Origin of the sequence: Vogesella aquatica, from assembly GCF_028548455.1 — a bacterium.
Taxonomy (GTDB): domain Bacteria; phylum Pseudomonadota; class Gammaproteobacteria; order Burkholderiales; family Chromobacteriaceae; genus Vogesella; species Vogesella aquatica.
Genome location: NZ_JAQQLF010000010.1, coordinates 31,763 through 50,477, shown reverse-complemented (window position 1 = coordinate 50,477; position 18,715 = coordinate 31,763). Strand labels below are relative to the sequence as shown.

The 18,715-nt window shown below is 60.5% G+C and carries 20 protein-coding genes; 9 read left to right on the top strand and 11 right to left on the bottom strand.

Features of this window, described 5'->3' with window-relative positions:
* Positions 1-21: 21 nt before the first annotated feature.
* Positions 22-726 carry a phosphoadenylyl-sulfate reductase gene (locus PQU95_RS09360; protein WP_272751740.1) on the bottom strand — a complete coding sequence of 235 codons (705 nt, stop codon included), beginning with the start codon at positions 724-726 and terminating at the stop codon, positions 22-24.
* 111 nt (positions 727-837) lie between these two features.
* Here PQU95_RS09360 and cysB point away from each other — a divergent pair, with 111 nt between their 5' ends.
* Positions 838-1,776, top strand: a complete 939-nt coding sequence (cysB, locus tag PQU95_RS09355; protein WP_272751739.1) for an HTH-type transcriptional regulator CysB — start codon at positions 838-840, stop codon at positions 1,774-1,776.
* A 91-nt stretch (positions 1,777-1,867) separates the two neighbouring features.
* Here cysB and fabG read toward each other — a convergent pair whose 3' ends face one another.
* Together fabG and PQU95_RS09345 are read right to left on the bottom strand one after the other, a co-directional pair.
* The gene (fabG, locus tag PQU95_RS09350; RefSeq protein WP_017510080.1) at positions 1,868-2,608 is read right to left on the bottom strand and encodes a 3-oxoacyl-ACP reductase FabG; all 741 of its coding nucleotides are present in this window, start codon (positions 2,606-2,608) and stop codon (positions 1,868-1,870) included.
* A gap of 397 nt (positions 2,609-3,005) precedes the next feature.
* A complete protein-coding gene (locus PQU95_RS09345) occupies positions 3,006-4,637 on the bottom strand; it encodes an ABC-F family ATPase (RefSeq protein ID WP_272751738.1) in 1,632 nt (543 codons plus the stop codon).
* Between the two features lie 170 nt (positions 4,638-4,807).
* Here PQU95_RS09345 and dapA point away from each other — a divergent pair, with 170 nt between their 5' ends.
* Entirely contained in the window at positions 4,808-5,683 is an 876-nt protein-coding gene (dapA, locus tag PQU95_RS09340; RefSeq protein WP_272751737.1) for a 4-hydroxy-tetrahydrodipicolinate synthase, read from the top strand.
* 15 nt (positions 5,684-5,698) lie between these two features.
* Complete coding sequence (bamC, locus tag PQU95_RS09335; RefSeq protein ID WP_272751736.1) at positions 5,699-6,814, top strand: NlpB/DapX family lipoprotein; 1,116 nt, start codon at positions 5,699-5,701, stop codon at positions 6,812-6,814.
* A 114-nt stretch (positions 6,815-6,928) separates the two neighbouring features.
* On the opposite strand, the gene hemN is transcribed toward bamC, so the two are convergent.
* Positions 6,929-8,335 carry an oxygen-independent coproporphyrinogen III oxidase gene (gene hemN / locus PQU95_RS09330; protein WP_272751735.1) on the bottom strand — a complete coding sequence of 469 codons (1,407 nt, stop codon included), beginning with the start codon at positions 8,333-8,335 and terminating at the stop codon, positions 6,929-6,931.
* Between the two features lie 110 nt (positions 8,336-8,445).
* Between hemN and fnr the strand changes: the two genes are divergently transcribed.
* Positions 8,446-9,186 (top strand): fumarate/nitrate reduction transcriptional regulator Fnr, encoded by a 741-nt coding sequence (gene fnr, locus PQU95_RS09325; protein ID WP_026108164.1) that lies wholly within the window; start codon positions 8,446-8,448, stop codon positions 9,184-9,186.
* Positions 9,187-9,240: 54 nt separating this feature from the next.
* Here the strand turns inward: fnr and PQU95_RS09320 are convergent, their stop codons facing one another.
* Genes PQU95_RS09320 through PQU95_RS09310 form a run of 3 tightly spaced genes read right to left on the bottom strand, consistent with a single transcriptional unit; the run spans position 9,241 to position 11,372 of the window.
* Positions 9,241-9,696, bottom strand: coding sequence for a flavodoxin family protein (locus PQU95_RS09320; protein ID WP_272751734.1), 456 nt, complete (start codon positions 9,694-9,696; stop codon positions 9,241-9,243).
* A complete protein-coding gene (locus PQU95_RS09315; protein ID WP_272751733.1) occupies positions 9,693-10,595 on the bottom strand; it encodes a DUF1853 family protein in 903 nt (300 codons plus the stop codon). Before PQU95_RS09315 ends, PQU95_RS09320 begins: the two co-directional genes overlap by 4 nt.
* A 3-nt stretch (positions 10,596-10,598) precedes the next feature.
* Positions 10,599-11,372 carry an RNA methyltransferase gene (locus PQU95_RS09310; protein WP_272751732.1) on the bottom strand — a complete coding sequence of 258 codons (774 nt, stop codon included), beginning with the start codon at positions 11,370-11,372 and terminating at the stop codon, positions 10,599-10,601.
* A gap of 144 nt (positions 11,373-11,516) precedes the next feature.
* On the opposite strand from PQU95_RS09310, the gene PQU95_RS09305 reads away from it, so the two are divergent.
* A complete protein-coding gene (locus PQU95_RS09305) occupies positions 11,517-12,311 on the top strand; it encodes an inositol monophosphatase family protein (protein WP_272751731.1) in 795 nt (264 codons plus the stop codon).
* 103 nt (positions 12,312-12,414) lie between these two features.
* Positions 12,415-12,633: a TIGR02450 family Trp-rich protein gene (locus PQU95_RS09300; protein ID WP_272751730.1), complete on the top strand. Its 219-nt coding sequence runs from the start codon at positions 12,415-12,417 to the stop codon at positions 12,631-12,633.
* On the opposite strand, the gene PQU95_RS09295 is transcribed toward PQU95_RS09300, so the two are convergent.
* Positions 12,628-13,920 (bottom strand): HD-GYP domain-containing protein, encoded by a 1,293-nt coding sequence (locus tag PQU95_RS09295; protein ID WP_272751729.1) that lies wholly within the window; start codon positions 13,918-13,920, stop codon positions 12,628-12,630. The genes PQU95_RS09300 and PQU95_RS09295 overlap by 6 nt on opposite strands.
* Before the next feature lie 135 nt (positions 13,921-14,055).
* Positions 14,056-15,087 carry a CDP-6-deoxy-delta-3,4-glucoseen reductase gene (locus PQU95_RS09290; RefSeq protein ID WP_272751728.1) on the bottom strand — a complete coding sequence of 344 codons (1,032 nt, stop codon included), beginning with the start codon at positions 15,085-15,087 and terminating at the stop codon, positions 14,056-14,058.
* Between the two features lie 33 nt (positions 15,088-15,120).
* On the opposite strand from PQU95_RS09290, the gene PQU95_RS09285 reads away from it, so the two are divergent.
* The gene (locus tag PQU95_RS09285; RefSeq protein WP_272751727.1) at positions 15,121-15,993 is read left to right on the top strand and encodes an SDR family oxidoreductase; all 873 of its coding nucleotides are present in this window, start codon (positions 15,121-15,123) and stop codon (positions 15,991-15,993) included.
* On the opposite strand, the gene PQU95_RS09280 is transcribed toward PQU95_RS09285, so the two are convergent.
* Entirely contained in the window at positions 15,990-16,613 is a 624-nt protein-coding gene (locus tag PQU95_RS09280) for a LysE family translocator (RefSeq protein ID WP_272751726.1), read from the bottom strand. The two genes, PQU95_RS09285 and PQU95_RS09280, sit on opposite strands and share 4 nt — an antisense overlap.
* 134 nt (positions 16,614-16,747) lie before the next feature.
* On the opposite strand from PQU95_RS09280, the gene trmB reads away from it, so the two are divergent.
* Both trmB and PQU95_RS09270 read left to right on the top strand, forming a co-directional pair.
* Positions 16,748-17,428, top strand: coding sequence for a tRNA (guanosine(46)-N7)-methyltransferase TrmB (trmB, locus tag PQU95_RS09275; protein ID WP_272751725.1), 681 nt, complete (start codon positions 16,748-16,750; stop codon positions 17,426-17,428).
* Positions 17,429-17,526: 98 nt separating this feature from the next.
* A complete protein-coding gene (locus PQU95_RS09270) occupies positions 17,527-18,285 on the top strand; it encodes a hypothetical protein (protein ID WP_272751724.1) in 759 nt (252 codons plus the stop codon).
* A gap of 43 nt (positions 18,286-18,328) precedes the next feature.
* Here PQU95_RS09270 and PQU95_RS09265 read toward each other — a convergent pair whose 3' ends face one another.
* Positions 18,329-18,649, bottom strand: a complete 321-nt coding sequence (locus PQU95_RS09265; protein WP_272751723.1) for a TfoX/Sxy family protein — start codon at positions 18,647-18,649, stop codon at positions 18,329-18,331.
* Positions 18,650-18,715 lie beyond the last annotated feature (66 nt).

The window sequence follows — 18,715 nt, the reverse complement described above, 5'->3', positions numbered from 1 at the left end:
AGTGCGGCCAACGTCTCCGTATTAGTCGGGGCGTTTCAGCGGGCTGGCTTTCACGTGCAGGCCACACTCTTTGGATTCGGGGTTTTCCCACCACCAGCGGCCGGCGCGGACATCCTCGCCCATGGCGATGGGGCGTGTACAGGGGGCACAGCCGATAGACGGCACATGCTTGTCGTGCAACGCGTTATACGGCACACCGTGCTCGCGGATATACGCCCAGATGTCTTTTTCAGTCCACTCGATCAGCGGGTTGTACTTCATCAGGCCGTTGTCAGCGTCGTGCTCGCGGTCGCCCAGGTCTTGCCGTGTCGGCGATTGCTGGCGGCGCAGGCCGGTAATCCAGGCGTCCAGGCCGGACAACGCTCTCTTGAGCGGGGCAATCTTGCGGATGTGGCAACAGGATTTACGCTGCTCTACGCTGTTGTAGAAGGCATTGATGCCGTTCTCGTTGACGTAAGCTTCCAGCGCTGCGGCATCCGGGTAATACACACGGATAGGGTAAGCCGGATAGGCCTCGCCCACTTTCTGCATCAGGTCATAGGTTTCCAGCGGCAGGCGGCCGGTATCCAGGCTGAAAATGGCAATGGGGAGGGACAGTTTGGCGATCAGGTGCGTCAGCACCATGTCTTCGGCGCCAAAGCTGTTGGCCAAGGCCACCTTGCCGTGCGTGCGGGCAATTTCCTGCAGCAGGGCTTCGGTCTGGGCTAGCTTGTCGGCAAGGCTCATCGGGTGCCTCCTGGGCATACGGACAGAGGATGCCATGGTAGCCAAAGGCTTTAAATCGGAAAAGAATATTGTGTTAGTATTTAATTACTTTCAGTTTTAAGAGATCAAGACATGAAACTCCAGCAATTGCGCTATCTGGTGGAAGTGGCCAAACAGGGGCTGAACGTTTCCGAGGCGGCAGAAAAACTGCACACTTCGCAGCCCGGTATTTCCAAACAGATTCGCCTGCTGGAAGACGAGCTGGGCATTCAGGTATTCATCCGTAACGGTAAACGTGTCGTCGCCGTGTCCGAGCCAGGCAAAGAGGTGCTGCGCATTTCCGAACGCATCCTGCGCGAAGCACAAAACCTGAAGCGCGTGGGCGACGAGTTCTCCAAAGAAGCCGAAGGCGCGCTGACCATCGCCACCACCCACACCCAGGCACGCTACGCCCTGCCTGGCGTGATTGCCGAATTTGTGCGCCGCTACCCCAAGGTGCGCCTGTCGATCAAACAAGGCAGCCCGACACAGATTTGCGACATGGTGGTCTCTGGCGAGGCGGACCTGGCCATCGCTACCGAAGGCATTTCACTCTACAAAGAGCTGGCCATGCTGCCCTGCTACGAATGGAACCGCAGCATCGTGGCGCCCGATGGCCACCCGTTGCTGGCGCTGGGCCGCCCGCTCACGCTGGATGACATTGCCAGCTTCCCCATCATTACCTACGACTTTGCCTTTGCCGGGCGCTCGCGCATCAACCAGGCGTTTACCGATGCCGGCAAAACGCCCAATGTGGTCCTTACTGCCATCGATACCGACGTGATCAAGACCTACGTCAAACTGGGCCTGGGTATCGGCATTATCGCCAGCATGGCGTTCGAACCCGAGCGCGATACCGGCTTGCAGGCGCTGGACGCCAGCCACCTGTTCGAGCCGTCCACCACCAAGATCGGCATCCGCAAAGACGCCTACCTGCGCGGCTACGCCTACACCTTTGTCGAGCTGTTTGCACCGCACCTGCACCGCAAAGAGGTTGACAGCGCGCTGCACCACGGTGATGACGAAGAGTAAATACCTCCCTCGATGAGCCAACGGCTGGCATGCAGCCATGAAAAAACCCGCCAGCCTGGCGGGTTTTTTGCAGCTAGCCTTGCGGCCAACCTTACAGTGTCAGGCCACCAGTGACTTCGATGGCAGCACCGTTGATGTAGCTGGCTTCGTCGGAAGCGAGCCAGGCGTACACGTTGGCAATCTCTTCCGGCTGCGCCATGCGCTTCATCGGCACCTTGTCTTCCATGGCCTGGATCACTTTTTCCGGCATGGACTTCAGGATAGGGGTAGCCACAAAGCCCGGACATACGGCGTTGGCACGAATGCCCTTTTTGCCCAGCTCTTTGGCCCAGGTTTTCACGAAACCGATTACGCCAAACTTGGAGGCAGCGTAGTTGGTCTGGCCGAAGTTGCCATACACACCCACCACAGACGACGCATTCAGGATCACACCGGCACCCTGTTCGATCATGGTATCCACCACGGCCTTGGTGCAGTTGTAAACGCCCTTCAGGTTGATGTCGATTACCTTGTCGAACTGGTCTTCGGTCATCTTGATCAGCTGGGCATCCATCACGATACCGGCGTTGTTCACCAGTACGTCGATACGGCCAAACTGGGTTTTCAGCGCGCCAACCATATCGGCGATCTGGGCACGGTCGGTCACGTCCACCTTGTAACCTACTGCTTCGCCACCGGCTGCTTTCAGCTCTTCCACCACCGCATTAACGGCATCCAGGTTGATGTCGCAAACGGCAACGATCGCGCCTTCCTTGATGAATTTTTCGGCAGTTGCTTTACCGATACCGCTGGCACCACCGGTAATGATGGAGACTTTCCCTTTCAAGCGCATAATTCTTCCTTTGCATTCAGTTGCAGGCGACCCGATTGTCGACCGGATATTGCTCCACCACCGACCCTCAAGGCCGAGTCCCTGTTTTTATTGTCTGTCTTGTCTTGTTATGCCGGTTGCACTGCCGCGTTTTGCAGCGCACAACCATCTTGCGCTGCAATATAACGCAAGCGCTCGCCGGCGGTAAAGCAAACGCTCTATAGACTGCCATCAAGGCTGGCAGGGCTGTGGCGCGATTATCGCAATGCAAAAAAATTCATCGAAAAAACAGCTATTTGCCGTCTGAGGCCACGAACACCACACCTACCCACCTGCCAGACTTGCCGGCAAACAAACCCAGTGCGCATGAAAAAAGGCAGCCATGGCTGCCTTTGTCCTTATATCCGGCCGTACCGGCTTACTCCAGGCCTTTGCTGGCCAGGTAGTCTTCGTAGTTGCCGGTGTAATAGTCAAAACCGCCTTTACCATCCAGCTCCAGAATGTGGTCGGCCAGCGAGCTGACAAACTGACGGTCGTGCGAGACGAAAATCAGGGTGCCCTTGTACTTTTCCAGCGCCATGTTCAAGGCTTCGATCGACTCCATATCCATATGGTTGGTCGGTTCATCCATGATCATTACGTTCGGCTTTTGCAGAATCAGCTTGCCGTACAACATGCGCCCCTTTTCACCACCGGACAGCACTCGTACCGGCTTGTCCACATCGTTGCTGCCAAACAGCAGGCGGCCTAGCGTACCGCGAATGATCTGCTCGTCGTCGCCTTCCTGGCCCCACTCGCGCATCCAGTCGGTCAGTGTGCTATCGCTGGCAAACTCGGCTTCGTGATCCTGGGCAAAGTAGCCCACTTGCGCCTTTTCGGCCCACTTGATCTGGCCGTAGTCGGCAGTAATGCCTTCGGCCAGAGGGGCTTCGAATGCACCAGCCAGCAGCTTCACCAGCGTGGATTTACCGGCACCGTTCGGGCCGATGATGGCCAGGCGCGCGCCGGCTTCCAGGATAAAGCTCAGATCTTTCAGCAGGACCTTCTTGTCGTAGGCCTTGTTCAGGCTGTCCACCTCTACAGCCTGGCGGTGCAGTTTGAACTTGTCGTCCATTTCAAAGCGGATAAACGGGCTCTGACGGCTGGATGGTTTCACTTCCACCATATCGGCCTTCAGTTTGTCCGCCTGCTTCAGGCGGCTGGTGGCCTGACGGGCCTTGGACTTGTTGGCCGAGAAGCGCGCCACAAACTCGTGCAGTTCCTGGATACGCTCTTTGGCCTTGCTGTTGGATGCCAGCTGGCGCTCGCGGGCCTGGGTAGACGCGATCATGTAGTCGTCGTAGTTACCCGGGTAGATGCGGATGGTGTTGTAGTCCAGATCGGCCATGTGGGTGCACACCGAGTTCAGGAAGTGTCGGTCGTGCGAAATAATGATCATGGTGGCGTTGCGCTCGTTCAGCACGTGCTCCAGCCAGCGAATGGTGTTGATGTCCAGGTTGTTGGTCGGTTCGTCCAGCAGCAGGATATCCGGGTTGGAGAACAGCGCCTGGGCCAGCAGCACGCGCAGCTTCCAGCCTGGGGCCACTTCGCTCATCGGGCCAAAGTGTTGCTCTACCGGAATGCCCACACCCATCAGCAGCTCGCCGGCGCGCGCTTCGGCAGTGTAGCCGTCATACTCGGCGAACTTGGCCTCCAGCTCGGCCGCATGCATGTAGTCGTCTTCGGTGGCTTCCAGGTTGGCGTAGATGGCATCACGCTCGCTCATGGCCGCCCACATTTCGGTATGGCCTTGCAGCACAACATCGATTACACGCTGATCTTCGTAAGCAAACTGGTCCTGGCGCAGCTTACCCAGACGCAGGCCGTTTTCGATGGCCACTTCGCCACTGGTCTGCTCCAGGTCCCCGCCCAGAATTTTCATGAAGGTCGATTTGCCGGAGCCGTTGGCACCGATCAGGCCGTAGCGGTTGCCCTCGCCAAACTTGACCGAAACTTTGTCGAAAAGCGGCTTGGCGCCGAACTGCATGGTAATGTTGCTTGTCGTAATCACGCGGATAATTCCTCTGCCAGTCTCTGAATGTGTACCGGAAAACCGTGTATTTTAGCACAAAAACCCGTGCAATCAGCGTGTTGCGGCCAACGTGCATTGCTTGCGCCGCAATAGCGGAATTCCGCTACAATCAAACACCTTACTTAATCCATTACATATAGGCAGAAGCTATGCTTACCGGCAGCCTTGTTGCTCTGGTCACCCCGATGTTCGAGGACGGCCAGGTCGATTTCGAATCGCTCAAACGTCTCGTGGACTTTCACATCGATAACGGTACCGACGGCATTGTGGCCGTAGGCACAACCGGCGAATCCGCCACGCTGGGCGTGGAAGAACATATCAAGGTGGTAGCGGCTGTAGCCCAGCATGCCGCCGGCCGCCTTACCGTGGTTGCCGGCACCGGCGCCAACTCCACCGCCGAAGCCATCGAACTGGCCCAATTGGCCAAACAGGCCGGTGCCAGCCACAGCCTGTCCGTGGTGCCCTACTACAACAAGCCCACGCAAGAAGGCATCTACCAGCACTACCGCGCCATTGCCGAGGCGGTAGACATCCCGCTGATCATGTACAACGTGCCGGGCCGTACCGTGGCCGACATGAGTAATGACACAGCACTGCGCCTGGCGCAGATCGACAACATCGTCGGTCTGAAAGATGCTACTGGCGATATCGGCCGTGCCTGCGACCTGGTGCTGCGCGCCCCGGCCAACCTGGCGCTGTACTCCGGCGACGACGCCACCGGCATGGCTTTCATGCTGTGCGGCGGCCACGGTGTGATTTCGGTTACCGCCAACGTGGCACCCAAGCTGATGAGTCAGCTATGCAAGGCATCCCGTGCCGGCGACACCGTCGCAGCCCGTGCCATCAACGACCAGCTGCAAGGCCTGCACAAACAGCTGTTCTGCGAGCCGAACCCTATCCCGGCCAAGTGGGCGCTGCATCGCCTCGGCCTGATGCCGGCCGGCCTGCGCCTGCCGCTTACCCCGCTGAGCCAGGGTGCCGTCGCCACCGTCGAAGCCGCCATGAAACAGGCCAACGTCCTGTAAACCATGAAGCCCGCAATGAACAAGACCCTGATCTCCGGCCTGCTGTGTGCAGGCCTGCTGAGCGCCTGCGCCGGCAGCAACCCCGACCTGAAATACGAATTCAAGTCGGATAGCCCGAAACCGAAATCCACACTGGAAGTGCCGCCAGACCTGAGCGCCCCGACCCAGCAAGACCGGTACCCTATTCCCCAGGTGAATACTGCCAGCGCCAGCAGCCAGGCCTCGGCCGCAAGCCCTGCCGCGGCACCGGCCACCCAGGCAGCAGCCGCCAGGAGTGCCGCGGTGGAGCGTGCCGGCACCCAGCGCTGGGTCAGCATCCCGGGCAAGAGCCCGGCAGAAGTATGGCCACTGCTGAAAGCTTTCTGGCTGGATAACGGCTTCGTGATCCAGAACGAAGAAGCGGATATCGGCTACATGGAAACCGACTGGGCGGAAAACCGCGCCAAGCTGGGCGCTACCACCGTCCGCGGCCTGCTGGAAACCGTTGGTCTGGGTAGCGTGTTTTCTACACCGGAGCGCGATAAATTCCGTATCCGCATCGAGAAAACGGCCAGCGGTACCGACGTCTTCTTCAGCCACCGCGGCATGTACGAGATCTACATCAACGAAGCCAAAGAAGAAACACGCTGGCAGCCTCGCCCGACCGACCCGGAAATCGAAGCGGTGTTCCTGAGCCGCTTCCTGGTACGCCTGGGGATGGATGAAGCCGTGGCCGCGAAAACCGTACGCCAGGAACAAGCTGCCACCACGGCACGCGCACGCCTGGTCAAGGGCGGTATCGAGCTGGATGACAGCTACGATCGTGCATGGCGTCGTGTCGGCCTGGTGCTGGAGCACAACGGCCTGGCCATTACCGACCGTGACCGCACACTGGGTGCCTACTTCGTGAAGCCCGGCAACGATGACGTGCAAAAAGCCAACGCACAAAGCAGCGGTAGCCTGTTGTCCAAACTGGCTTTCTGGAAAGACAGCAAACCGGGTGACAATGCCAGCGTGCCAAACCTGCGCGTACAGCTGACCCGCCAGGGCGAACAGCAAGTACGTGTAGAGCTGCGCACCGCCGACAATGCCGTGGTCACCGACAAGGGCCTGGAAGCCTTGCTGCAGCAGATGGTCAACGAGCTGAAATAAGCTGCCTCCTGCTCATGCCAGCCCGCCCTTTGTGGCGGGCTTTTCATTGTACCGGCAGCAAAAAGCCGACAGCCTCACTGCAGGGCTGTCGGCTTTTCTCTGGCCAGCACCGACTCAGATGGTTTTGGAATAGCGCGCCTTGGTTTCACGCTCGCGCAGATGGCGGTCGAAAATCATCGCGATATTGCGAATCAGGAAACGCCCCTTGGGTGCCACCATCAGGAAGTCGCCATCAAAGGTCAGCAGCCCTTCGCTCTGGAACGCCCGAATCTGCGGCAGCTCGACAGCAAAATAATCGGCAAAATTGATGGCAAAGGTCTGCTCTATCGCCTCGATCGACAAAGAGAAGCGACACATCAGCGCCTGTATCACGCTACGGCGCAAGATATCATCCTGGTTCAGCGTCATGCCGCGCAGCACCGGCAGGTGGCCGGCATCCAGCGCGGCGTAGTATGCATCCAGCTCTTTTTCGTTCTGCGTATAACAGGGGCCAACCTTGCCTATGGAAGACACGCCCAGGCCAATCATGTCGCAGTCGGCGTGAGTAGAATAGCCCTGGAAGTTGCGTTGCAGGCGCCCCTGCTGCAAGGCGCGGGTGAGTTCGTCGTCCGGCTTGGCAAAGTGGTCCATGCCGATAAACACATAACCGGCTTCTGCCAGCTGCTGTACCGAGTTCTGCAGGATGTCCAGTTTGGTGGCCGACGAGGGCAAATCCGCCTCGTTAATGCGGCGCTGCGGCATGAAGACGGTAGGCAAATGCGCATAGTTGTACAGCGCGATGCGGTCCGGCGACATGGCAATCACACGGCTGACCGTGTTTTCCAGCGAGTGCGCCGTCTGCTTGGGCAGGCCATAGATCAGGTCTACGCTGATGGACTTGAAGCCGGCTTCGCGCGCCGCATCCATCACCACACGGGTTTCTTCCTCGCTCTGGATGCGATTCACTGCCTCCTGCACCACAGGGTCAAAATCCTGGATACCGATACTCATGCGGTTGAAACCCAGCCGGGCCAGGTGCAGTACCGTGTCGCGGCCAACCTTGCGCGGGTCGATTTCGATAGAAAACTCCCCTTCCGGCAGTAGCTCGAAATGCTGGCGGATGATCCCCATCACGCGGTCAAGCTGTTCGTCGGACAGGAAAGTGGGCGTACCGCCACCAAAATGCAGCTGGATCACTTTTTCGCGGTTGCCCAGTTTTTCGGCCACCAGACGGATTTCCTTCTCCAGGTAATCCAGATAAGCGTCGGCGCGGGTCTTGTCCTTGGTAATGATCTTGTTGCAGCCGCAGTAGTAGCAAATGGTGTTGCAGAACGGCACATGCACATAGAGCGAGATGGGCCGATGATTGGCGCCGATCGCGCGGTGGGCCAGCCATTGCTCGTAATCACTCACCCCGAAGCCGCCATGAAAGCGGTCGGCCGTCGGGTATGAAGTGTAGCGCGGGCCTGAACCTTCCAGCCTTTCGATGAGTTCTCTATCGAATACACACTGTGTCGGCGTGAAATTTATGGTGGGTGTCATAATTAATCTGGTTGGAAAACCGGTGGTGGGCTGGTAAATTTGCGCAATTGCCACTTTTTCTGCTTTGACGCGTATCAAGCAAGCCCGCTTGCTTGGCGAAAACCTACTCTATGACTGACCACACACACTCTTTGCACGCACTAAAAGTGTCGTGCTCCAACTGCAGCCTGCGAGAACTGTGCCTCCCACTGGGCTTGAACCGCGATGAGATGGCGCAACTGGACGCCGTGATCCGTCAAAGCCGACGCTTGAAACGTGGCGAGTATCTGTTCCGCTCTGGCGAAGGCTTCCGTTCGCTGTACGCCGTGCGTACCGGCTACTTCAAAACCTGTGTCTCCAGCCAGGACGGCCGCGAACAGGTTACCGGTTTTCACATGTCGGGCGAGCTGATGGGCCTGGACGGCATTTCGTCCAACCTGCACGGCTGCGACGCCATCGCACTGGAAGACAGCGAAGTGTGCGAGCTGCCATTCAACCGCATGGAAACCCTCGGTCGTGACATCCCCAGCCTGCAGCACCACTTTTTCCGCCTGATGAGCCGTGAAATCGTGCGTGACCAATCTGTCATGTTGCTGCTAGGCAACATGAAAGCCGAGGAGCGCCTGGCGGCATTTTTGCTGAACTTGTCACAACGCCTATCAGCCCGCGGCTTTGCGGCCAACGATTTCATCCTGCGCATGAGCCGCGAAGAAATCGGCAGCTTCCTGGGGCTGAAACTGGAAACAGTCAGCCGCACCCTGTCCAAGTTCCAGCAACAAGGCTGGCTGGTGGTAGACCACAAACATATCCAGCTGGTAAAGCCGGAAGAGCTGAAGCAGCTGGTAGCAGGCTGTTCGCAAGCACAGCACTAAGCCGCCCCCCACACTGCATGCCCAACGCCCCGTCACGGGGCGTTTTGTTTGTGGCTACAGCATGCCGATAGACAGCGCAGCTGCCAGGGTGGCGCCCAGCTCGGCCGCGGCGGCCAGGTCTGCCGGCTGCGGCACGCCGCGTACCAGCAGTGGCGGGTAGGCCTGCCGCCAGCAGTAGCCACGGGCGATGCGCTCGATGGCCTGCTGCGCGCCCAGGCCATCGTTGCCGGCGCTGATCAGGATAGCGTACGGCAGGCCGGCCACCTTGCCCTGCGCCGGGTAATAGGTGCGGTCGAAGAAGTCTTTCAATGCGCCGGCCATATAGCCAAAGTTCTCCGGCGTGGCCAGCAACAGCGCATCGCAACCCAGCAATTCATCTACGCCGGCTTGCAGGGCGGGCATGATGCGCACTGTCACGCTACTTTCCTGCATCGCCGCCGCGGCTGCCGCCTTGGCCAGCTGCAAAGTATTGCCGGTTTGGCTGCTCCACAGCACCAGGAGTGTTTTCATGCGGCCAACCTTGGTAGCAAGGCGCCCAGCAGCTCTGGCACTGGCCAGCTGTCGGGCACGACAAAACCACGCGCCACCTCCTGCCACACCCCGCTCTCGTCCGGCAGCAGCTCCGCCAACAGCCATGGGCCTTCCGCCTGCGCCAGCTGGGCACGCATGGCAGGCAGGCTCTGCGTTGTAGCTTCGTCTGCTTGCGCCGGGCCAAGCCATTGCAAACGCGGCAGCGCCAACCAGCGGCTGTGCGGGTGCTGCTGCGGCCAACTATCCTGCTGCCGGCACCACCAGCCGCGGCAAGCGGCAGTATTGATAGCAGGATGCGTGGGGGCCGTATCGGCGGGGAAGAACAGCCAGCCAGTCAGGCGGCTGCAGGCGGCAAGCTGCCCGAAACCATCCGGCAGCCTGGCTGCCGGGTGTTGAGCCAAGGTGAGCTGGCTGGCCAGCTTGCGGTATTTGAGCCACCAGGCATCGCGCAGGCCCGGCCCCACCAGCGCGTGCGGGGCGCTATCCAGCTGCAGATAGAACTTGCTGGCGGCTTCCAGGTGGCAAGGCTCGCCGTCTATGCGCAGCAGAAAGTCGAATTCGCCCACCGTCAGCGTGCCATCGCGCACCGGCAGGTTGGCCGCGACCAGCTCGATGTGCGGCGCCTGGCTGAACCAGTACCCCAGCAGCGCTTCGGCGTATAGCCCCAGGCGGCGCGTAGGGCGGGCTGCCAGCCACGCCAGCAGCGGGGTGGGGTCGGCATCCAGCGCCAGCAGCTGCGGCCAACCTTGCGGCCCTAGCAGGCGCTGGCGGCTGATTTCCACCCCGCTATGCCAGGGCGGGGGCGCGGCCAGCAGGTAGGCCAGGTCGCGCACCGGCTGGCTACGTAGCTGCGCGCACTGCGCCAGGCCGGGCAACACGGTTTACTCGCCCTGCTTGTCGCGCGGCGGCAGGCTGCCGTCGGCCACGCGCTGCACCTGCTTGAAAAAGCCGCGCAGAATGTCGATTTCCTCGCGCAATACGCCTGCGCGGTTGAACAGCGCGCGCATGCGGCGCATCAGGCGCTCGCTGTTGCGCCGCTCGTAGTAGCCGATGGCTTCCAGCGTGTTGTCCAGGTGGCCGCACATGCCTTCCACCTCGGCCATGCTGGCGGCCTCGCCTTCCGCTTTCAGGTAGTTCACGTCCACACCCGTGTGGCTGAACAGCTCGTAGGTCATCACCTGTACCGCCATGGCCAGGTTCAGCGAGAAGTAGTCCGGGTTGCCCGGCACGGTCACCAGGCGGTTACACATTTCCACTTCTTCGATGGACAGGCCGAAGGTTTCGTTGCCGAACACCAGCGCTACCTGCTCGCCGTCGCGGGCGCGGGCAATCAGCTCGGGCGCCGTTTCGCGCGGGGTGGACAGCGGCGTGGTGAGCTCGCGGCGGCGGCTGGTCAGTGCGCAGGCCACGGTCACGTCCGACAGCGCTTCGGTAAGGCTGCCAACGACGGTAGCGTGCTCGAGTACGTCTACCGCACCCGAGGCCAGTACGTTGGCCTCTTCGCTGGGAAACACTTTGGGTTCAACCAGATACAAGCGGGTCAGGCCCATGGTTTTCATGGCCCGTGCCGCCGAGCCGATATTGCCCGGGTGGCTGGGGCGCGCCAGTACGACGCGAATGTTCTTTAAAAAATCAGGTACTTGGGGTTTATTCATCGGGTAATTTTGAGTAGAATCGCGGGCTATTCAAAAACACCGCTGCGAAAGCGGTGTTTATCGTTCCTTAACCCAGACAGTTTACGACAAGCGCGCACCCCACGAAGGGGCTGCGCTTGTTTTGTATGATTTTAGAGGCCGTCAATGCATCCAATGCTCAATGTCGCGGTAAAAGCCGCTCGCCGTGCAGCCAACGTTATCCAGCGTGCATCGCTGAACCTGGATACCGTGCGTGTTGAAAAGAAAAAACACAACGACTTCGTGTCCGAAGTCGATAAAGCTGCCGAACAAGCCATCATTGATGTCATTCTGGATGCCTATCCGAAGCATGCGATTCTAGCAGAAGAGTCCGGCGGCCGCGGTCTGGGTACCTCCGAGTACGAGTGGATCATCGACCCGATCGATGGCACCACCAACTTCATTCACGGTCACCCGCAATACTGCATTTCCATCGCACTGGCTCACCGCGGCCAGATCCAGCAGGCGGTGGTTTACGACCCGAACCGCAACGACATGTTCACCGCCAGCCGTGGCGTGGGCTCGTTCCTGAACGACCGTCGTATCCGCGTCTCCAAACGCATCAACATGAACGAATGCCTGATCGCCACCGGCTTCCCGGTAGTAGACCAGAGCATGCTGGACACCCATCTGGCCATCCTGAAAGACGTGATCGGCAAAACCGCCGGCGCCCGTCGTGAAGGCTCCGCCGCGCTGGACCTGTGCAACGTGGCCTGCGGCCGCGTGGATGGTTTCTTCGAATTCAACCTGAAGCCGTGGGACATCGCTGCAGGTAGCCTGATCGTGCAAGAGGCTGGCGGTATCGTCACCAATATGCACGGTGAAGACGGCTGGTTCGAAAGCGGCGACATCGTGGCTGCCGCCCCGAAAGTACTGGGCCAGCTGCTGCCGCTGATCGCCCCGCATGTGAAGAGCGCCTAAGTCGCCCTTCCCCGTAAACGCCCCCGCGCTGCCTGCAGCCGGGGGCGTTGTCGTTACGGGAACCACCCGTGCCTTATCCTATCGAAGCCAGCAAGGAGACCCCATGCCGGTTAACCATAAAAAACTGCAAGGCAGCAAGTGGACTGCCGTTACCCCGCGTGAGCGCGAAAAACACTTTCTGGTGGTGAAGGTGGAATACGACGCCGACGACGCCCAGAAAGCATTACGCGTAACGCTGGAGGCGGTACTGTCGCACCGCCACTTCACCCTGCCCTGGCGCGAGCTGGGCGACACGGCACAGTGGCAGCCAGGCTGGCTATAAGCCAGCCGGTACCGTCTTGCTGGTCAGCCCGAGAAACAGCACCACCAGTGGCTCGAACAGCTCGGATTCGTCTGCGGCCAACTTCAGCCGCTGCCGCGTCAGGTCGCGCGACAGGTGGCGCGACAGCCAGTTAGTTTCGTTGATCACCCACGCCAGCTCCTGCCACAGCGGCTCGTGGCCCTCGCCTTCGGGCGCGTGCTTGGTCAGCATGTCCAGCCCAACACTATTGAACGCACGCTGGATGCTGTTGAGCCGCATCGCCAGGTGGCCAAACAGCTGCCAACCGGCCTCGCCCATTGTCTGCGACTCGATGTGTTGCATCACTTCGTGCACCCGCGCAAAGCGCAGCAGCAGCTGGTGCAGCGACGACTGCAGCGCGTCTACCGGCTGTAACAGGCCGCTTTCGCGCGGCAAGCGTGCCGCCCGTAGCTGGGCAGGCACCCGTACCGCGGCCGAAAACTGGCCAGGCAACAGTTTGAGCGCCACTTGCAGCTGCCCCACCGGCTGGCGGGCGTGCTCGAAGATACCGGCCGCCATCTCGGCCAGCGCCAGTACCTCGGCGTTGTGCCCCACTGCCTCGCCGCGCAGCTGGCGCGGGTAGCCGCTGCCGTCCACCCGCTCGTGGTGCTGCAAGATCAGGTTGGCCACCTCCGGCGGCACAGCGCGTAGCTCGCTGGCCCACACATAACCGATCAGCGGGTGGGCATCGAACTGGCGCCAGGCGTCGGCCGACAGCGGCCCGCCCTGCTGCCAGATAGCGGGGTCCAGATACAAATAACCCACATCGTGCAGTAAGCCGGCCACCAGCAGCAGCTGGGCATCGCGTGGCGACGGTGCCAGGCTCCACGCCAGCGCGGCCACGCGCAAGCTGTGGCGGAACACGTCGGGAAAGCGGTTGGCGATCAGCTGCAGGGCCTGGGCGGCCAAGGGGGGCAAGGACAGCACTGCCAGCTCGCGCTGCAGCGTACGCTGGCCCTGCTCCAGCCAGGCGGCCAGCAGCGGGTCGTCCGCCAGCAACTGCTGCATGCCCTCGCGCAGGCGCGCCAGCAAGCCGGTGGTATCGACCTGCAGCTGGGTTTCCAGCGGCTGGCGCAAACGGTGGTTGGCCAGCAGCTCGCTGCTGCGGCTATCGAGACGGCTACCACGTGCCAACAGCTTGGTACCGTTGGCCGCCAGGATATCCTGGCTGGCATGCACGGCGAGCTGGCTGTCTGCGCCCTGCAGGTTGGCCAGGAAATGCTGGTTGACATTTTCCAGCGTCAACAGTGAGTCCGACTCGCGGTGCATGTCATTCGCCCGATTTTTTGTAATGATTCAATAAAGCAAACTTTTAGACAGTCGCCCAGCAAAATGTCGCTTCCATGACAAAGCCCCGGTGGGCACGGGGCCGACCGGGGCTGCTGCATACGCACGGCAAGCTGCTTACTTGCTGGCGCTGCCCATGTCCTTGGACAGGAAGAAGGCATCGGAGAAGAACTCGTCTGCCGGCAAGCTGCGCTCGCCGATAAAGGCAGTATGCGCGGCCTCTACCATCACCGGTGCACCGCAGGCATACACCTGGTAGCCGGCCAGGCTGTCGAAGTCGTCCAGCACCGCCTGGTGCACGAAGCCGGTGCGGCCCTGCCAGTTGTGCTCGGGCAGCGCGTCCGACACCACCGGGATAAAGGTGATGTTGGTGTGCTGTGCCTGCCACTGGCCAGCCATCTCGGCCAGGTACAGGTCAGCCGGGGTGCGGGCACCCCAGTAGAACACGATGGGGCGGGTAATGCCCTGGTGGATGGCGTGCTCGATAATGCCCTTGATCGGGGCAAAACCGGTACCGCTGGCCACCATGATGATGGGCTTGTCGGAATCTTCACGCAGGAAGAACGAGCCCAGCGGGCCCTTGAAGCGCATGATCTCTTTCTCTTTCATGGTGTTGAACACGTAGTCGGAGAACGAGCCGCCAGGCTGGTGGCGGATATGCAGCTCGATAAACGCGTCGTCGTGCGGCGCATTGGCAATGGAGAAGCTGCGCTTCTTGCCGTCTTTCATCAGGATATCGATGTACTGGCCGGCCTTGAACTGCAGGCGTTCCGACACCGGCAGCTTCAGCTTCAGCACGGCCACGTCGTGGATCTTGTCGATTTTTTCCACGCGGCACGGCAGGGTCTTGATCTGGATATCACCGACACCCGCTACCTCGCGCGCCTCGATGGTCAGGTCGCCCTTGGGTTTGGCACAGCAGAACAGCGCCATGCCCTGGGCACGGTCGGCTGCCGACAGCGCCTTGTCCTGCGCGCCGCCGTGTTCTACCTCACCCTCTACAACCTTGCCCTTGCAAGCGCCGCAGGCACCATCGCGGCAGCCGTACGGCAGGCCGACAGACTGGCGCAATGCCGCTTCCAGAATGGTTTCATGCGCTTCTACGCCAAAAGAATGGCCGCTTGGAAGCACCTTTACCTGACACGTCATCTTCTTCCCTTAAACTTCGCTAAAATGGCCGGCATGCGAACCTTGTTGATACTGGGCAGCGGCGATGTCGCCTTGCGCGCCCTCCCCCTGCTGACGCCACACTGGCGGGTCATTGCACTGATACGCCGCCCGGAAGCGGCCGCCACCTGGCGCGCGCTGGGCGCCCGCCCCTTGCTGGCTGACCTGGACGACAAAAACAGCCTGTCGCGCATTGCCGGGCTGGCCGACGCCATGCTGTACACCGCACCGCCGCCAGAACAGGGCAGGATAGACCCCAGAATGCGCAAGGTCTTGTCGCAGCTGGCAAAAACGGGGAGTCTACCACAGCAAATCGTCTATATCAGCACCAGCGGCGTGTACGGCAATGCCGATGGCAAGTGGCTGAGCGAGACCGCCCCGCTGCGGCCAACCTCACCCCGCGCCCAGCGCCGCGTGGACGCCGAACGTTGCCTGCGCGCCTTTGCCGTAGCGCACGGCACCGCACTCACCATTCTGCGCGCGCCAGGCATCTACGCCGCCGAGCGCCTGCCGCTGGCCCGCCTGCAAAACGGCACCCCGCTGATCAACGCCAGCGAAGACAGCATCAGCAACCACATTCACGCCAGCGACCTGGCTCGCCTGTGCGCCGCCGCCCTGCAGCGCCGCCGCAGCGGCATTCGCGCGTACAACGCCTGCGACAGCCAGCCTCTGCCGGTAGGCGAATGGTACGACCAGCTGGCCGACACCCTGGGCCTGCCACGCGCGCCGCGCCTGCCCCGCGCCCAGGTACAACAGCAGGTATCACCCGGACTGTGGTCTTTCATGGCCGAGTCACGCCGCCTGAGCAACGCCCGTCTGCTGCGCGAGCTGCCCGGCTGCCTGCACTACCCCACCGTCGGCCACCTGCTACGCACGCTGGGTCGCTAGCGCGGCTGCCACAACAGCCGGCCGGCCAGCAAGGCAAATACGCCGCCCAGCACATACTGCGGCCAACGTCGGGCAGGGGCAGCCACCAAACGCCGCGCCAGCCGGCTGGCCGCCACAATGACCACGCCATTCACCAACAACCCTACCCCATTCAGCACCGTCGCCAGCAACAGGAACCACATCAGCAGCGACCCAGGCGCAGGCGGGACAAACTGCGGGAACAGCGCCAGCACGAACAAGGCCATTTTCGGGTTGAGCAAATTGGTCCACAGCCCCTGACGAAAAGCCGTACCCGCCGATAAGCCTTCGTTTGCCGCCACCGCAGCAGCAGGCTGGCCACCGCGCACGCAGCCCCACGCCAGGTACAGCAAATACCCCGCGCCCAGGTAGCGGATCAGATCGTAAGCCAGCGGCACAAGCTGCAGCAGCTGCGACAAACCCAAGGCGGCAGCCAGGGCATGGCAATACACCCCGGCCTGTATGCCGGCCAGCGTGGCAAAGCCGGCCCGCACGCCCTGGCTGGCACTACGCGAAGCGATCAGCAACATATCCGGCCCCGGTGTTAGCGCCAGTACCAGCGCAGCCAAAGCAAACAGCGTGATATTTTCCATGCCCGGCATGGCGTATTCCTATTGAACAAGGCAAGACCGCAGCCTAAGTACCCGCCGCCGGCAAGTCAACGCCGCGTCGCGCTATCCGGCAGGCGCAAGATTCGGTAACATCGCGATCTTTTTGCAGTTTTTGAGTTCGCACCATGGAAAATCCAGGCTTCAAGCGCGCCATCCGCAGCTTTGTACTGCGTCAGGGCCACCTCTCCGCTTCCCAGCAACGCGCCATCGACGAAGGCATGCCGCGCTGGGGTATCGAATACCGCCCCGAGCAGCTGGACCTGGCCCAGGCCTTTGGCCGCGACGCGCCCAAGATTCTGGAAATCGGCTTTGGCATGGGCGGCGCCACCGCCGAGATTGCGGCCAACATGCCGCATCACGACTACCTGGGCGTAGAAGTCCACAGCCCGGGCGTAGGCAACCTGTTCAAGCTGATCGAGGAAAAGCAGCTTACCAACCTGCGCCTGCTGCGCCACGACGCGGTAGAAGTGCTGGACAATATGCTGGCCGATGGCAGCCTGGACGGCGTGCATATTTTCTTCCCCGACCCCTGGCACAAAAAACGCCATAACAAGCGCCGCCTGATCCAGGCCCCGCTGGTAGAAAAGCTGGTGAAAAAGCTGAAGCCCGGCGGCTACCTGCACGCCGCTACCGACTGGGAAGACTACGCCATCCAGATTCTGGAAGTCTTCAACGGCAACACCGACCTGCAGAACACCGCCGAAGCGTACGCACCGCGCCCGGACTACCGCCCGCTGACCAAGTTCGAAGCCCGCGGCATCCGCCTGGGCCACGGCGTGTGGGACATCATCTTTACCCGCAAGTAAGACAAGGGTAAGTGTGAAAAAGACGGCCAGCATGCACCGCCATAAGGCGTAAAAGCGCACAGATCGTTTCACGGATCTGCCTTTACCAGCCCGCATGCTTGCTTGAGCGAAACAAAAATGCCCCGCCATCGGCCGGGGCATTTTTTTGGGCTATCGAGCACACCGCCAACGCCGTGAAGCACTACGCCACTAAACGTGGTGGACAGCGCCACCTGACTTTGTACTTTCAGGCATCTGCCACCCCTCACATACAAAATGCATATATCATCCCTGCGGCCAACAACAGCAGTGCAGACCACTGCATTCAAACCTTAGCCATCACAAGGAAAACATCAATGTTCTGCATCACTTGCGGCGCTGACAATGTCGAAAGTTCAGCGCACTGCATCCGCTGCGGCCAAGATTTGGTGACGCTTAGAATAGACAAGTACTCGACACCATTCTCTCCCGCCTCAAGCGCAACCCTTTGGAATCCGGATGTCGCGGCGCTTCTGAGCATGCCGTTCAGCCCGATATTTGGTGCAATCATTCATGCGCTGAACTGGCAGCGTCTGGGGCAGTCCCGGCGCGCCCTCGTAGCGTGGTCATGGGGCACATTCATCTTATTGGCATTTATAGGTGTCACTTTCTATGGCGCAGTTGCGCACCTGAGCGCACATACTATCCATGCCTACTTGCGCCTTACGCAAATCGTTGCGCTTCCTCTTTGGTATTTTGCTACGGCTCGTGCCCAAGGGAAATTCATTGGACTGAAATTGAAAGGCGAATACTTACGGGAGAGCTGGTTCATTCCGGTAGCTGTCGCGACTATCCTGGTCGGGGCGCTTTATGGCTTATCTGGCACGCTCCAGCAATGACTGACATGCCAGTCAACCTGAATCGCCCTGGCATGACGGCGAGTTACCGTGAGCGCTTCACGTAAGCCAATGCTTCAGCTGCCAGTTCCGTGAAGTGCTGGGCTTCCTCTACTGGCAAGGCCACCCACTCTTTCATGGGGCGGCCTGTCCCAGAGGGATCCCAAAGCGCTGCATTGTCGAGAGACAACGCCTTTTTGTGATGTTCACCTGTGAGCTTGAATACAAGCCTGTCGTTGTGCAGTGACACAAAAGCCTTGCCGTTGACTTTGAGGCATGACTTGCCAAACATTTGACCTGCAGTGACTTCCTGGCTGGTTTTTAGTGTGGCTTTGAGCTTCTCGTATTCGATGGCGGTCGATGACATTCGGCAGCTCCTTGGCAATGTCTAACATAAGGCTAGGGTACTGGCCTGATTACCGCCGTCCCGCTT